Below are 14,766 nucleotides of genomic sequence, written 5' to 3' on the forward strand. Positions count from 1 at the left end.
GCAAGCCTGGGGGTCATCAAAAGTTCCCCACGATGAAGTCCTTGAAGCGGCCAAAAGCCGTCTTCACGGAACCGTTCTTTTGTGCAACCTTGAAGCCGCGCAGGCGTGCGTAGCGCGCTTCCTCGAGCAGGCCCATCACTGTCGCGGCGCGCGGCTGGGCGACCATGTCCGACAGCGCACTCGAATACTTCGGGATGCCGCGACGCACGGGCTTCAGGAAGATGTCTTCGCCCAACTCGACCATCCCGGGCATCACCGCGCTGCCGCCGGTGAGCACCACGCCCGAAGAGAGCACTTCTTCATAGCCCGACTCGCGGATCACCTGCTGGACGAGCGAGAAGATCTCCTCGATGCGCGGCTCGATCACGCCGGCCAGCGCCTGCTTGCTCAGCATGCGCGGGCCGCGGTCGCCGAGGCCCGGCACTTCGACCTGCGTGTCAGGATCGGCCAGCAGCTGCTTCGCATAGCCGTTCTCGACCTTGATGTCTTCGGCGTCCTTGGTCGGCGTGCGCAGCGCCATTGCGATGTCGCTGGTGATCAGGTCCCCGGCGATCGGGATCACGGCCGTGTGTCGGATCGCGCCGTTGGTGAAGATCGCGACGTCCGTCGTGCCGGCACCGATATCGACCAGCACCACGCCGAGCTCTCGCTCGTCCTCGGTCAGCACTGCCTGGCTGGAAGCCAGCGGATTCAGCATCAGCTGGTCGACCTCGAGCCCGCAGCGGCGCACACACTTGATGATGTTCTCGGCCGCGCTCTGCGCGCCGGTGACGATGTGCACCTTCGCTTCCAGGCGCATGCCGCTCATGCCGATCGGCTCCTTCACGTCCTGGCCGTCGATCACGAATTCCTGCGGCTCGACCAGCAGCAAGCGCTGGTCGCTGGAGATGTTGATCGCGCGCGCCGTCTCGACCACGCGGGCTACATCGGCTGGCGTGACTTCCCTGTCCTTGACCGCGACCATGCCGCTCGAATTGATGCCACGGATGTGGCTGCCGGTGATGCCGGTGTAGACACGGCTGATCTTGCAGTCGGCCATCAGCTCGGCTTCCTTGAGCGCCTGCTGGATGCTCTGCACCGTGGCGTCGATGTTCACCACCACGCCGCGCTTGAGCCCGTTGCTCGGGGCGATGCCGAGACCGGCCAGTTTGAGCTCGCCGTTGGACTGCACCTCGGCTACCACCGCCATCACCTTGGCGGTGCCGATGTCGAGGCCGACAACGAGATCTTTGTACTCTTTGGACATGAAGCTTCCTCTAATCGCTATTTCTTCTTGGGGTCGGGAACGACCGTGGTGACGCCGCGCAGCCGCAGCGCGTAACCCTCGTTGTGCCGCAAGTCGGCACCCTCGACCGCCGCAACCGTGCGCCCGTACTGGCTCGCCACCGGCGTCACGGTCCGCAGAAAACGCTGCGTGCGGGCGGCGACCTCGTCGCCCTGCCCGCGCCCCAGTTCGATGACGGCCCCCGAATCGAGCACCGCCCGCCAACTGCCGCGGCTCGACAGGCTCAACTCTTCGATCGACAGGTCGTAGGGCTGGAACAGCGGCGCGAGCACCCGGTACATGCCCAGCACCTGGCCCGCCTGTTCGGTCGGTCCGTCGAGGTGAGGGAGACGGTCGTCCACCTCCGCCACATTGGCCTCGAAGACTTCGCCGAAGCCGTTGATGAGCTTCGAGCCGGCTTCGTCGCCCCAATGCGCGACAGGCACATGCTCGGTCAGCGTGGCACGCAACTTGTTCGGGAACTCGCGGCGCACGACCGCCTTGCGCACCCAGGGCACCGTCTCGAAGGCGGTGCGCGCGCGCGCCAGGTCGACCGTGAAGAAGTTGCCCGCCAGCTGCGGCGCGACATTGGCGCGCAGCGTGACGACGTTGTTGTGCGTGACCTCGCCGTCCACCTTGATGCCGGCAAGCGGGAAGAAAGGCTGGCGCAGCACCCACCATGCACCCGCAGCCAGCAGGGTGAGCGCGAACAGCGCGAACACCAGTGTCGCGGTCACGTTCATCAGCTTGACGTCGAAGGGCACGGGGATGCTGTCGCTCACGGGCTGGCCTCTTTCAGTCCAGAGCCGGAATCCAGCGTCGCGGTGGCGAGCACGCGCAGGCACAGGTCCTCGTAGCCGATGCCTGCCGCGCGCGCCGACATGGGCACCAGCGAGTGCGAGGTCATGCCCGGCGATGTGTTCATCTCCAGCAGGAAAGGCTTGCGGTCGCTGGCGCGGATCATCAGATCGGCGCGCCCCCAGCCGCGGCAACCGAGCTGGTGGTAGGCCGCCAGCGTGATGCGCCTGATCTCATGCTCCTCGTCGGCCGGCAGGCCGCTCGGGCAGTGGTACTTCACGTCGTCGGTGAAGTACTTGTTCTGGTAGTCATAGGCGCCTTCGGGTGCGGCGATGCGCACCACCGGCAGCGCGACGGCGTCCAGGCCGCTGCCCAGCACGGCACAGGTGACTTCCTCGCCCTCGATGAATTCCTCGCAGAGCACATCGGCGTCGTAGCGGATCGCGAGCGAGACGGCGTCCTGCATCTGCGAGTACCCGACCACCTTCGTCACGCCAATGGATGAGCCCTCGCGCGGCGGCTTCACGATCAGCGGCAGGCCCAGCACGTCGGGGACGGCGTTGATCTGCTCGCGGCTTTGCTGGTCGAAGGCCAGCCGCACATAGCGCGGGGTCGGCAAGCCGTCGGCGTGCCAGATGCGCTTGGTCATGACCTTGTCCATCGCCACGCTCGACGCCATCACGCCGGATCCGGTGTACGGAATGCCGAGCAGTTCGAGCGCGCCCTGCACCGTGCCATCTTCGCCATGGCGGCCGTGCAGCACGACGAAGCAGCGCGCGAAGCCCTCGCGCTTGAGTTCGCTCAGCTCACGCTCTGCCGGGTCGAAGGCATGCGCGTCGACGCCGCGCGATCGCAACGCCTCGAGCACGCCCGTGCCGGACATGATGGAGATCTCGCGTTCGGCCGAACTGCCGCCAAAAAGGACGGCGACCTTGCCGAAGCCCTTGGGATCCACAAGGCTCACAGCGCCCTCCCTTCGCCCGTCGGGCGCTCTGATTTCGGAGGCACCGTGGCGCCACCCAGTTCAACCACTTTCGCGGGCACGGCGCCGATCGAGCCCGCACCCATGCAGATCACGACGTCACCCTCGCGCGCGTTGTCCAGGATCGCCTGAGGCATCGCGGCGATTTCGTCGACGAACACGGGCTCGACCTTGCCCGCCACGCGCAGGGCGCGCGCCAGCGAGCGGCCGTCCGCCGCCACGATCGGCGCTTCGCCGGCCGCGTAGACCTCGCCCAGCAGCACCGCATCGGCCTGCCCGATGACCTTCACGAAGTCCTCGAAGCAGTCCCGCGTGCGCGTGAAGCGGTGCGGCTGGAAGGCCAGCATCAGGCGCCGGCCCGGGAAGGCACCGCGCGCGGCGGCGATCGTCGCCGCCATCTCGACTGGATGGTGGCCATAGTCGTCGATCAGCGTGAAGCTGCCCGCGTCGTGCGACGGGACTTCGCCATAGCGCTGGAAGCGCCGGCCCACGCCCTTGAAATCGGCGAGGCCGTGTTGCACCGCCTCATCGGGCACACCGAGCTCGACCGCCACCGCGATCACCGACAGCGCATTGCGCACGTTGTGCTCGCCGGGCAGGTTCAGCACGATGTCCAGGTCCGGCAACGTCACGCCGTTGCGGCGCTGCGCGGTGAAGTGCATCTGCGAACCCACTGCGCGCACATTGACCGCGCGCACCTGGGCGTCCTCGCCGAAGCCGTAGCTCGTCACCGGGCACGACACTTCCGTGACGATCTCGCGCACGGCAGGATCGTCGGTGCACAGGATCGCGACGCCGTAGAAGGGCATGCGATGCAGGAAGTCGACGAAGGCCTTCTTGAGCTTCGCGAAATCGTGCCCGTAGGTCTCCATGTGGTCGGCGTCGATGTTCGTGACCACCGCCATCACGGGCAGCAGGTTCAGGAACGATGCGTCCGACTCGTCGGCCTCGACCACGATGTAGTCGCCGCTGCCGAGTTGCGCATTGGCGCCCGCGCTGTTGAGCCGGCCGCCGATCACGAAGGTCGGATCGAGCCCGGCGGCCGCGAGCACGCTCGCGACCAGGCTCGTCGTCGTGGTCTTGCCGTGAGTGCCGGCAATGGCGATGCCCTGCTTCAGCCGCATCAGCTCGGCCAGCATCAACGCACGCGGCACCACGGGGATGCGCTTCTCGCGCGCGGCAACCACTTCAGGGTTGTCGGCCTGCACGGCGGTCGAGGTGACGACCGCGTCCGCGCCGGCGATGTTCGTCGCGTCATGGCCTACGCAGGTCGTGATGCCGAGGCCGGCGAGGCGCCGCAGCGTCGCGCTGTCGGAAAGGTCCGAGCCCGAGATCTTGTAGCCAAGGTTGAGCAGCACTTCGGCGATGCCGCTCATGCCCGATCCTCCGACGCCGACGAAATGGATGTGACGAATCGCGTGCTTCATTTGGCAAGCTCCTCGCAGGCGCGGACGACGATGTCGACCGCTTGGGTTTTCTGCATCGTCTTGGCCTTCACGGCGCGTTCAATGAGCGCTTCGCGCCCGGTCTTCTTTAGCAAATCGGCCAGCAATTGAGGTGTGAGTTCGGTTTGTTGAACGAGCCAGCCGCCACCCGCGTCGACAAGAAAGCGGGCGTTGGTGGTCTGGTGATCGTCCACAGCGGATGGGAAAGGCACGAACAGCGCTGCTGCGCCGACGGCCGCGATTTCGGTGACGGTGCTTGCGCCGGCGCGCGCGACGATCAGGTCGGCATCGGCGTAAGCGCGAGCGGTATCCTCGATGAAGGGCGTCAATTCGCCTTCGACGCCCGCGGCCGCATAGTTGGCCCGGAGTTCGTCGATCTGCTTGGCGCCGCTCTGGTGCGTGACACGGGGGCGTTGTGCCGGCGCGATCAGGGCCAGCGCCTTCGGCACCACGGCATTGAGCGCCTTCGCACCGAGACTACCGCCGACCACGAGCAATTGCAGCGGACCCGTGCGGTTCGCAAAACGCGTCGCCGGGTCGGGCTGCGAAGTGAACGCTGCGCGCAGCGGATTGCCGACCCATTGCGCTTTCTTGAGCACATTGGGGAACGCGGTGAAGACCCGGTCGGCCACGCTCGCGAGCACCTTGTTGGCAAGCCCGGCCACCGAGTTCTGCTCGTGCAGCACCAGCGGCTTGCCGAGCAGCACGCTCATCATGCCGCCCGGAAAGGTGATGTAGCCGCCCAGGCCGACCACCACGTCCGGCCGCACGCGGCGCACGACGCCGATGCTCTGCCAGAAGGCGCGCAGCAGGCGCATGGGCAGCAGCGCCAGCGTGATCGGCCCCTTGCCCCGCACGCCGCCGAACTGCACCGGCTCGAAGGCGAAGCCGCGCGGCGGCACGAGTTGATGTTCCATGCTGCCGGGCGCACCCAGCCAATGCACGCGCCAGCCGCGCTCGCGCAGAGCCTCGGCCACGGCGAGACCCGGGAAGATGTGCCCTCCGGTGCCGCCGGCCATGACGAGCGCGGTCCGCGTCATACCCTGCCCCCACGCATCAGCACACGGTTTTCGTAGTCGATGCGCAGCACGACGGCCAGCGCCACCACGTTCATCAGGATGGCCGAGCCGCCGAAGCTCATCAGTGGCAAGGTCAAGCCCTTGGTCGGCAGCGCGCCGAGGTTCACGCCCATGTTGATGAAGGTCTGAAAGCCGATCCAGATGCCGACACCCTGCGCCACCAGGCCGGAGAACACACGGTCGAGCGCGATGGCCTGGCGGCCGATGTGCATGACCCGCCGCGTGAGCCAGAGAAACAGGCCGATCGCGAGCAGCACGCCGACCAGGCCGAATTCCTCGCCGATCACGGCGAGCAGGAAGTCGGTGTGCGCTTCGGGCAGCCAGTGGAGCTTTTCGACGCTGCCACCGAGGCCGACACCGAAGACTTCGCCGCGCCCGATCGCGATCAGCGAATGCGAGAGCTGGTAGCCCTTGCCGAGCGCGTGCTCTTCGCTCCAGGGATCAAGGTACGCGAAGATCCGTTCGCGCCGCCATGGGCTCGTCGCCACGATGGTGCCGAAGGCGATGACCACCAGCGTGGCGATCACGAAGAACATGCGGGCGTTGACGCCGCCCAGGAAGAGGATGCCCATCGCGATGACCGCGATCACCATGAAGGCGCCCATGTCGGGCTCGGCCATCACGAGCATGCCGACCACCACGACCGCTACGCCCATCGGCAGCACGGCGCGGAAGAAGCGCTCCTTGATCTCCATCTTGCGCACCATGTAGCTGGCGGCATAGAAGATCATTGCGAGCTTGGCCAGCTCCGAGGGCTGGAAGCGCATGAAGCCGAGCGGCAGCCAGCGGCGCGCGCCATTGACGTTGATGCCGATGTGCGGAATGAGCACTGCCATCAGAAGCAGCAGCGACACCACGAAGAGCCACGGCGCCGCGCGCTCCCAGGTCTTCATCGGCACCTGGAAGGTCAGCAGGCCCGCCACGAAGGCGATCGCGAGCGAAGCCGCGTGCCGCGTAAGGAAGAAGGTGGGGCTGTAACCGGCGCGCGCGAACCGCGGGTTGTCGGGCAGGGCGATGGATGCCGAATACACCATCACCAGCCCCCATGCCAGGAGCGCAAGCGTGACCCAGACCAGGGCCTGGTCGAAGCCGAGCACGCGGACGGGCACCGCCTTGGTCTGCGTCATGCCGGCGTTGCCGAGGCGCACCGGCAGATGCATGGGCAGTGCGTCGATGCCGCTCTTGGCGCGGCTGAACCAGCCGCTGAAGCGGCCGGTCTTGTTCGGCGTTGCGGCTGCCGTCGTGGTCATGCCGCCTCCCCCGTGTCGTCGCCACGCGGCGTTTCGGCAAGCGCCTCGACGGCCTCGCAGAAGACGGCGGCGCGGTGGGCGTAATCCTTGAACATGTCGAAGCTCGCGCAGGCCGGCGACAGCAGCACGGCATCGCCGGGATGCGCGCGGCCGGCGGCCATGGTCACGGCTTCGGGCAAGGACGCGGCGGACTGCACCGAGATGCCGGTGGACGCGAGCGCGGCCTCGATCAGTGGCGCATCGCGGCCGATGAGAACGACAGCGCGCGCGTACTCGCGAACCGGCACGGCCAGCGGCGCGAAGTCCTGGCCCTTGCCCTCGCCGCCGAGGATCACGACGACCCTGCGTTCCTCGCCGAGCCCGACCAGCGCCGCGACCGTTGCGCCAACGTTGGTGCCCTTGCTGTCGTCGAAGTACTCGACTTCGTCCACGACGGCTACCGGCTCGACCCGGTGCGGCTCGCCGCGGTACTCGCGCAAACCATAGAGCATCGGTGCGAGCTGGCAGCCGGCCGCCGTGGCGAGCGCCAGCGACGCCAGCGCGTTGAGCGCGTTGTGGCGGCCGCGGATGCGCAAGGCATTGGCTGGCATCAGGCGCTGGAAGTAGATCTCTTCTTCTTCGGCGGCGGCGCCGCGCTTGCGCTTCTGCGTCTCGTCGGCTTCCAGCGCGCGGACCAGCCAGGCCATGCCGTTGAGCCGCTCGATGCCATAGTCGCCGGGGCGCGTCGGCATGTCCGCGCCGAAGGTGATGACGGTGCGCGCAACCTGGCCCTTGGGCAGCTTGACGGGCGAGGGCCGCATGGCCATGACCGCGTCGTCGTCGCGATTGAGCACCATCGTGCCCTTCTTGCCGAAGACGCGTGCCTTGGCGCCCGCATAGGCGGCCATGTCGCCGTGCCAGTCGAGGTGGTCTTGCGACAGGTTCAGCACCGTGGCCGCCGTCGGCTCGAAACCCTCGACGCCGTCGAGTTGGAAGCTGGACAACTCCAGCACCCAGACGTCCGGCAGTGTCTCGGCGTCCATGCGGGCCGACAGCGTGTCGAGCAAGGTGGGGCCGATGTTGCCGGCGACCGCGACCGTCTTGCCAGCGCGCTCCACCAGTTGGCCCGTGAGCGCGGTAACCGTGGTCTTGCCATTGGTGCCAGTGACCGCCAGCACCGCCGGGGTGTAGCCCTTGGGCTCCGGCGGCGGGATGATGACTTCAGGGGTCGGCGCGAAGGAGTCGTCGTCCTCGTCGGGCGTTGCGACGGGCTCGGCGGCTTCGGCGGCATCCTGGACTGGGGTCTCCGATTCTTCCGTCGGCAACGCCTCGGCCGGTTCCACGACGGCATCGACCGTCTCCGGCACCTCCGCAACTTCGACAATGCGCAAGTCCGCGAGCGCGCGTGCAAACAGATCCAGTTCGCCTCCCACCGGCAGGCCCACCGCCTTGGCCGCGTTGACCACGACAGCCACCGATTCCGGAGACAGCCCCGGCGAGCGGTACACGGCGCGAATCGGCGTGCCTTCCACCATCGCGGCCGAGAACGGCCCGCCGACGAAGTCCACATCGGGCAACTCGTCGTGCAGCCTTGCCAGTTGCGGCGGCGCTTCGCGCGTATCGGCTACCGTGACCTTCGCGCCGTGACGCACGCACCAGCGCGCCATCGCCAGCCCGGACGCACCGAGGCCCAGGATGAGAATGTGGAGATCCTTGAGGTGTCGCATCGACTTAGCGCAACTTCAAGGTGGAAAGGCCCACGAGGCACAACAGCATCGTGATGATCCAGAAGCGCACCACGACCTGCGTCTCGCGCCAGCCGCTTTTCTCGAAGTGGTGGTGCAGCGGTGCCATCTTGAGCACGCGCCGTCCTTCGCCGAAGCGCTTCTTGGTGTACTTGAAGTACGTGACTTGCGCCATCACCGAGATCGCCTCGACCACGAAGATGCCGCCCATCACGAAGAACACGATCTCCTGCCGCACGATCACGGCGATGGTGCCGAGCGCGCCGCCGAGCGCGAGCGCGCCCACGTCGCCCATGAACACCTGCGCCGGATGCGTGTTGAACCACAGGAACGCGAGGCCCGCGCCGGCCATGGCCGAGCAGAACACCAGCAGTTCGCCCGACCCCGGGATGTGCGGGAAGAGCAGGTAGCGCGAATACACCGCGCTGCCCGTGACGTACGCGAACACGCCGAGGGCGGAACCAACCATCACGACCGGCATGATCGCCAGGCCGTCCAAGCCGTCGGTGAGGTTCACCGCATTGCTCGCGCCGACGATCACCAGATAGGTCAGGATCACGAAGCCGATGCCGCCCAGCGGGTAGCTCACTTCCTTGAAGAAGGGCACCAGCAGGTTGATCTTCGGCGGAAAGTCCAGGTCGAAGCCCGAGCGGACCCAGGTGAAGAACAGTTCGAGCACGCGCCAGTTGGAGCTCTCGGAGATGCTGAAGAGCAGGTAGAAGCCCGCCACCAGCCCGACCACCGACTGCCAGAAATACTTCTCGCGCGAACGCATCCCCTCCGGATCCTTGCGCACCACCTTGCGCCAGTCATCGACCCAGCCGATCGCGCCGAAGCCCAGCGTGACCCACAGGACGATCCAGACGAAGCGATTCGAGAGGTCGAACCACAGCAGGGTCGAGAAGGCGATCGAGAACAGCACGAGCACGCCACCCATGGTCGGTGTTCCGCTCTTGGTCAGGTGGGTCTCCATGCCGTAGCTGCGTACCTGCTGGCCGATTTTGAGCGCCGTGAGGCGACTGATCACATAAGGGCCGGCGGCCAGGCCGAGCAGCAGCGCAGTCAGCGCCGCCATCAGCGCACGGAAGGTGAGGTATTGAAAGACGCGCAGGAAACCGAACTCCGGCGAGACCGTCTGCAGCCATTGGGCGAGGGTCATCAGCATGATGCGAATGGGCGCGGTTCATGCGGCATGACCGGCCTCCTTGTCTTGTTGTTGTGAGGCAGCGGCAATGGCCTGGACCACGCGCTCCATCTGCATGAAGCGCGATCCCTTCACCAGCACGCTCGCAGTGCCCGGCAATTGCGCGAGCACGGCCGCATTGAGAGAGTCGATGTCGTCGAAGTGGCGGGCGTCGGCGTCGCTCGCGCCCGCGAAGGCGGCGATGCTGTGCACCGATTCCTTGCCGAGTGCGAAGACGGTCTCGATACCGCGCTCGCGCGCCCACGCACCGACTTCGGCATGGAACTGCGGGCCCTGGTCACCGACTTCGCCCATGTCGCCGAGCACCAGAACGCGCGGGCCCGGCAGGCTGGCGAGCACGTCGACGGCGGCGCGCATCGAATCAGGGTTCGCGTTGTAGGTGTCGTCGACCAGGGTGATCGTGCGCTCGCCGGCAAAGCGGAGTTCAGTGGCCTTGGAACGCCCCTTGACCGGCTCGAACGCAGCGAGACCCTCGGCGATCTTGTCGAGCGATACGCCGCTCGCCAGCGAACAGGCGATCGCCGCCAGTGCATTGACCACGTTGTGGCGGCCGGCGATGCGCAGCGTGCTGCGCACCTCGCCCAGGGGCGTGCGGGCCTCGAACTGCCAAGCGCCGTGCTGCCAGTCGGCGGCCACCAGCGCGATGTCGGCGTCCTCATGCTCGCCGAAGGTCAGGCAGCGGCGGGTCGCGCCTTCGTGCGCGATCTCGTTCCACAGCGGTGTGAATTCGTCGCCGTACGGGAACACCGCGGTGCCCTCGGTTGGCAGGGCGGCGAAGATGGACGCGTTCTCGCGCGCGACGGCCTCGACCGTGGCCATGAATTCCTGGTGTTCACGCTGTGCGTTGTTGACCAGCGCGATATTGGGCCGCGAGATCGCGGCCAGCCGCGCGATCTCGCCCGGATGGTTCATGCCCAGCTCGACCACCGAACGCTGGTGGCGCGGGCGCAGGCGCAGCAGGGTCAGCGGCACGCCGATCTCGTTGTTGAAGTTGCCCGCCGTCGCAAGAGCGCCTTCGCCACAGGCCGTGCGCAGGATCGACGCGATCATCTGCGTCACGGTGGTCTTGCCGTTGCTGCCGGTAACGGCAATCAAGGGCAGTTCGAACTGGGAGCGCCAGCCGGACGCCAGCGCGCCGAGTGCGGCCAGGGTATCCGGCACCTCGAGTCCGGCGAGCCCGGCGGCTTCGAGCCCACGATGGGCAATGGCCGCCACCGCGCCGTGCGAGCGCGCGTCGGCCAGGAAGTCGTTGGCATCGAAACGTTCGCCCTTCAGCGCGACGAACAGGTCGCCAGCCGCGAGGGTGCGCGTGTCGGTGTGCACGCGGAGGATCGGCGTGGCGGCATCGCCGACGAGGCGTGCCCCGGGGATCCACGCCTGGGCCTGGCCGAGGGTCATCATGGGCACGGGTGCATCGGTCATACCGCGCTCCTCCGTGTCAGTGCATCGATCGCATGAGTGCGATCGGAGAAGGCGATGCGTTCGCCCGCGATTTCCTGCCACGCCTCGTGGCCCCGCCCTGCGAGCAGCACCACGTCTTCGGGCCGGGCCTGGGCCAGCGTGTCGGCAATCGCCTTCGCGCGATCGGGCTCGACCTGGGCGGCCTCGGGCCGTGCCAGGCCCAGCAAGATCTGGCTGATGATCGCTGCGGGCTTCTCGCTGCGCGGGTTGTCGCTGGTGACAACCACGCGGTCGGCCTGAGCTTCCGCCACCGCGGCCATCATGGGACGCTTGGCGTTGTCGCGATCGCCCCCGCAGCCGAATACGCACCACAGCGCGCCGCCGCGCTGCTTCGTCAGTGGCCGCAGACCGGCGAGCGCTTTCTCGAGCGCGTCCGGCGTGTGTGCGTAATCGACGACGGCCAACGGGTGGCCGGGCACGCTCAGGCGCTCCATGCGACCCGGCACGCTATCGAGCCCTGTGCACGCTTGCACGGCCTCTTCGAGCGACAGGCCGAGCGCGCGCAGAGTGCCTAGCACGCCCAGCAGGTTCGCTACGTTGTACTGGCCGATCAGTTGCGTCGACAGATGCTGCGTCGCCGCGCCCTGCTCCACCACGGAGAAGTGGAGGCCTTGCGCGTCGTAGCCGACGTCCTCGGCCCTCAGCCGCGCCGGGGCGCCTTCGGCCGATACAGTCCAGATATCGAGTGCCCCGACACCGGTTTCGACGAGATTGCCGACGAGGGAGGCACCGTGCAGGTCATCGATGTTGACGACAGCCGCGCGCAGTCCTGGCCAGCGGAAGAGTTCGACCTTGGCTTGCCAGTAGGCGTCCATGCTGCCGTGATAGTCCAGGTGGTCCTGCGTGAAATTGGTGAACACCGCAACGGCGATGCGCGTGCCGTCGAGCCGGCGCTCCACGATGCCGATGGACGAGGCCTCGATGGCGCAGGCGCGGAACCGGCGGTCCGCGAAGCCGCGCAGCTCGCGCTGCAGCAGCACCGGGTCGGGCGTGGTCAAGCCGGTGTAGGTGAGTTCAGGCGGAACGCCGACGCCCAATGTGCCAACGACGGCGCACGGCGTATCGACCGAATGTGCCGCCGACGACGACAAGGCTTGTGCCAGCCACCACGCGGTGGAAGTCTTGCCATTGGTACCGGTGACGGCCAGGACGTCGAGCTGCGTCGACGGCATGTGGTAATAGGCTGCGGCGATCGGTCCGGTTGCGGCCTTCAGGCCGGGGTAAGTGGCGATGGCCTCACCCTCGAAACCGAATGCTGCGCAGCCCTCCTCCTCGACCAGGCAAGCCACCGCGCCTTGCGCCAGCGCGGCTGCCACATAGCGCCGGCCGTCCGTCGCGGCGCCGGGCCAGGCGATGAAACCATCGCCCGCAGCCACCGCGCGGCTGTCGGCGTGCAGCACGCCGCGCACGCGGGACCGGAGCCAGCGTGCGGCTTCGTCGGGGCTGCGAAGCGTCATCGTCATCAGAAGCTCTCTTCCACACCCTTGGTCACGACCAGGGGTTTGACCGCGAGGTCGGGCGGTACGTTCATCATGCGCAGCGTCTGTTGCACGACTTCGCTGAAGACGGGCGCTGCGACGAGGCCGCCGAAATACTGGCCGTTGCTCGGCTCGTCGATCATGACCGCCACGATGATGCGCGGCTTGTCGATCGGCGCCATGCCCGTGAACCAGGAGCGGTATTGCTTGCTGGCGTAGCCCCTGCCGACCTGCTTGTGGGCCGTCCCGGACTTGCCGCCCACCGAGTAGCCGATGGTCTGCGCGAGCGGGCCGGTGCCGCCCGGGCCGGCCGCCATCTGCAGCATCTTGCGCACCGCCAGCGCGTTCTGCGGGGAGAAGACCTTCACGCCGACCGCCGGCTCGCTGCTCTTGAGAATGGTCGCCGCGATGACGTCGCCATCGTGCGCGAAGGCCGTGTACGAGTGCGCCATCTGGAACAGCGACGCCGACAGGCCGTAGCCGTAGGCCATCGTCGCCTGCTCGACCGGTTTCCAGGACTTCCACGGACGCAGGCGGCCCGTGACCGCCCCCGGAAATTGGACCTGCGGCTTCTGTCCGTAGCCCAGCGCCGTGTAGGTGTCCCACATCTCGTGAGGCGTCATCTTCTGGGCGATCTTCAGCGCGCCGATGTTGCTCGACTTCTGGATCACGCCCTCGACTGTCAACGACCCGTAGTTGTGGGTGTCGCTGATGGTGAAGCCCCCCAGGCTGTATCGGCCCGGCGCGGTATCGATCACGGTCTGCGGCTTGACCCGGCCGGCTTCGAGCGCCATTCCGACGGTGATCGGCTTCATCGTCGAGCCGGGCTCGAAGACGTCGGTCATCGCCCGGTTGCGAAGCTGCTCGCCGGTGAGGTTCTGGCGCTTGTCGGGCACGTAGCTCGGGTAGTTGGCCAGCGCCAGCACCTCGCCCGTGATCGTGTCGAGCACGACCACGCTGCCGGCCTTGGCCTTGTGCATCGTCACGGCGTCGCGCAGCTTCTGGTAGGCGAAGAACTGCACCTTGCTGTCGACGCTGAGCTGGATGTCCTTGCCGTCCACCGGCGGCACCTGCTCGCCCACGCCCTCGACGACGCGTCCGAGCCGGTCCTTGATCACTCGGCGCGAACCGGCCTTGCCCGCCAGGTCCTTGTTGAAGGCGAGTTCGATGCCTTCCTGGCCGTTGTCCTCGACATTGGTGAAGCCCACCACGTGCGCGGCCGCCTCGCCCTCGGGGTACTGGCGCTTGTATTCCTTGCGCTGGTAGATGCCCTTGATGTTGAGCGCGGCGATCTGCTTGGCGATGGGTTCGTCGACCTGGCGCTTGATCCAGACGAAGGTCTTGTCCTCGTCTTCCAGCTTCTTGTCGAAATCCTTCTGCGGCATGCCGAGCAGCTTCGCGACCTGCCTGAGCTTGGCCTTGACTTCGGGATCGTCGCGCTCGACGTCCTCCGGGATCGCCCAGATGCTGGGCGCGACGACGCTCGAAGCCAGCAGCAGGCCGTTGCGGTCGAGGATGCGGCCGCGATTGGCCGGCAGTTCCAGCGTGCGGGTGAAGCGAACTTCCCCCTGGCGCTGGAAGAAGGCATTGCCGATCACCTGCACGTACGCCGCGCGTGCGGCCAGCACACCGAAGCCGAGCGCGATGCCGGCGACGATGAACTTGCTGCGCCAGACCGGCGTCTTGCTCGCGAGCAAGGGGCTGGTCGTGTACTGGACGCTGCGGCTGCGGCGAGGCATTTAATGAGCCCCCTTCGTCGAAGCCGTGCGCGGTGCCGGCGCCGTCGGCGCCGGTGCGGCGACCGCCGGAATCACGGTGCCGTCCTGCCGCACGTACTGCGTGATGGCCGGCGTGGTCGTGCGCATCTTGAGCTGCTCCTTGGCCAGCTTCTCGACGCGCAGGGGCGTGGCCTGCGCGCGCTTCTCGACCTGTAGCCGATCCTGGTCCAGCTCGAGGCGACGAGCCTCCAGCTCGATGCGGTGCAGTTCGGTATAGAGCTGGCGCGACATGTACTGCGTATGGACGAGAAAAATCGCCGAGGCCAGCACGGCGATCAGAAGAAGCAGGTTGAGTCGAGTCAT

General features: G+C 67.3%; 12 protein-coding genes. All 12 read right to left on the bottom strand.

Features of this window, described 5'->3' with window-relative positions:
* Positions 1–16: 16 nt before the first annotated feature.
* Genes ftsA through ftsL form a run of 12 tightly spaced genes read right to left on the bottom strand, consistent with a single transcriptional unit; the run spans position 17 to position 14,766 of the window.
* A complete protein-coding gene (ftsA, locus tag QTI04_RS14815) occupies positions 17–1,246 on the bottom strand; it encodes a cell division protein FtsA (RefSeq protein WP_286567997.1) in 1,230 nt (409 codons plus the stop codon).
* 17 nt (positions 1,247–1,263) lie between these two features.
* Positions 1,264–2,046 (bottom strand): cell division protein FtsQ/DivIB, encoded by a 783-nt coding sequence (locus tag QTI04_RS14820; RefSeq protein ID WP_286601796.1) that lies wholly within the window; start codon positions 2,044–2,046, stop codon positions 1,264–1,266.
* The gene (locus tag QTI04_RS14825) at positions 2,043–3,026 is read right to left on the bottom strand and encodes a D-alanine--D-alanine ligase (RefSeq protein ID WP_286601795.1); all 984 of its coding nucleotides are present in this window, start codon (positions 3,024–3,026) and stop codon (positions 2,043–2,045) included. The genes QTI04_RS14820 and QTI04_RS14825 overlap by 4 nt, the downstream gene beginning before the upstream one ends.
* Positions 3,023–4,471: a UDP-N-acetylmuramate--L-alanine ligase gene (murC, locus tag QTI04_RS14830; RefSeq protein WP_286601793.1), complete on the bottom strand. Its 1,449-nt coding sequence runs from the start codon at positions 4,469–4,471 to the stop codon at positions 3,023–3,025. The genes QTI04_RS14825 and murC overlap by 4 nt, the downstream gene beginning before the upstream one ends.
* Positions 4,468–5,529, bottom strand: coding sequence for an undecaprenyldiphospho-muramoylpentapeptide beta-N-acetylglucosaminyltransferase (gene murG / locus QTI04_RS14835; protein WP_286601791.1), 1,062 nt, complete (start codon positions 5,527–5,529; stop codon positions 4,468–4,470). The genes murC and murG overlap by 4 nt, the downstream gene beginning before the upstream one ends.
* Positions 5,526–6,818, bottom strand: a complete 1,293-nt coding sequence (ftsW, locus tag QTI04_RS14840; RefSeq protein ID WP_286601788.1) for a putative lipid II flippase FtsW — start codon at positions 6,816–6,818, stop codon at positions 5,526–5,528. Before ftsW ends, murG begins: the two co-directional genes overlap by 4 nt.
* A complete protein-coding gene (gene murD, locus QTI04_RS14845; protein ID WP_286616281.1) occupies positions 6,815–8,524 on the bottom strand; it encodes a UDP-N-acetylmuramoyl-L-alanine--D-glutamate ligase in 1,710 nt (569 codons plus the stop codon). The genes ftsW and murD overlap by 4 nt, the downstream gene beginning before the upstream one ends.
* Before the next feature lie 4 nt (positions 8,525–8,528).
* Positions 8,529–9,707, bottom strand: a complete 1,179-nt coding sequence (gene mraY / locus QTI04_RS14850) for a phospho-N-acetylmuramoyl-pentapeptide-transferase (protein ID WP_286601786.1) — start codon at positions 9,705–9,707, stop codon at positions 8,529–8,531.
* Positions 9,708–9,725: 18 nt separating this feature from the next.
* Positions 9,726–11,168 carry a UDP-N-acetylmuramoyl-tripeptide--D-alanyl-D-alanine ligase gene (gene murF / locus QTI04_RS14855; protein WP_286601784.1) on the bottom strand — a complete coding sequence of 481 codons (1,443 nt, stop codon included), beginning with the start codon at positions 11,166–11,168 and terminating at the stop codon, positions 9,726–9,728.
* Entirely contained in the window at positions 11,165–12,670 is a 1,506-nt protein-coding gene (locus QTI04_RS14860; RefSeq protein WP_286616282.1) for a UDP-N-acetylmuramoyl-L-alanyl-D-glutamate--2,6-diaminopimelate ligase, read from the bottom strand. Before QTI04_RS14860 ends, murF begins: the two co-directional genes overlap by 4 nt.
* Positions 12,670–14,424 carry a penicillin-binding protein 2 gene (locus tag QTI04_RS14865; protein ID WP_286616283.1) on the bottom strand — a complete coding sequence of 585 codons (1,755 nt, stop codon included), beginning with the start codon at positions 14,422–14,424 and terminating at the stop codon, positions 12,670–12,672. The genes QTI04_RS14860 and QTI04_RS14865 overlap by 1 nt, the downstream gene beginning before the upstream one ends.
* Positions 14,425–14,766 (bottom strand): cell division protein FtsL, encoded by a 342-nt coding sequence (gene ftsL, locus QTI04_RS14870; RefSeq protein ID WP_286601778.1) that lies wholly within the window; start codon positions 14,764–14,766, stop codon positions 14,425–14,427.

Source organism: Variovorax sp. J22R115 (genome assembly GCF_030317005.1).
GTDB lineage: Bacteria > Pseudomonadota > Gammaproteobacteria > Burkholderiales > Burkholderiaceae_C > Variovorax.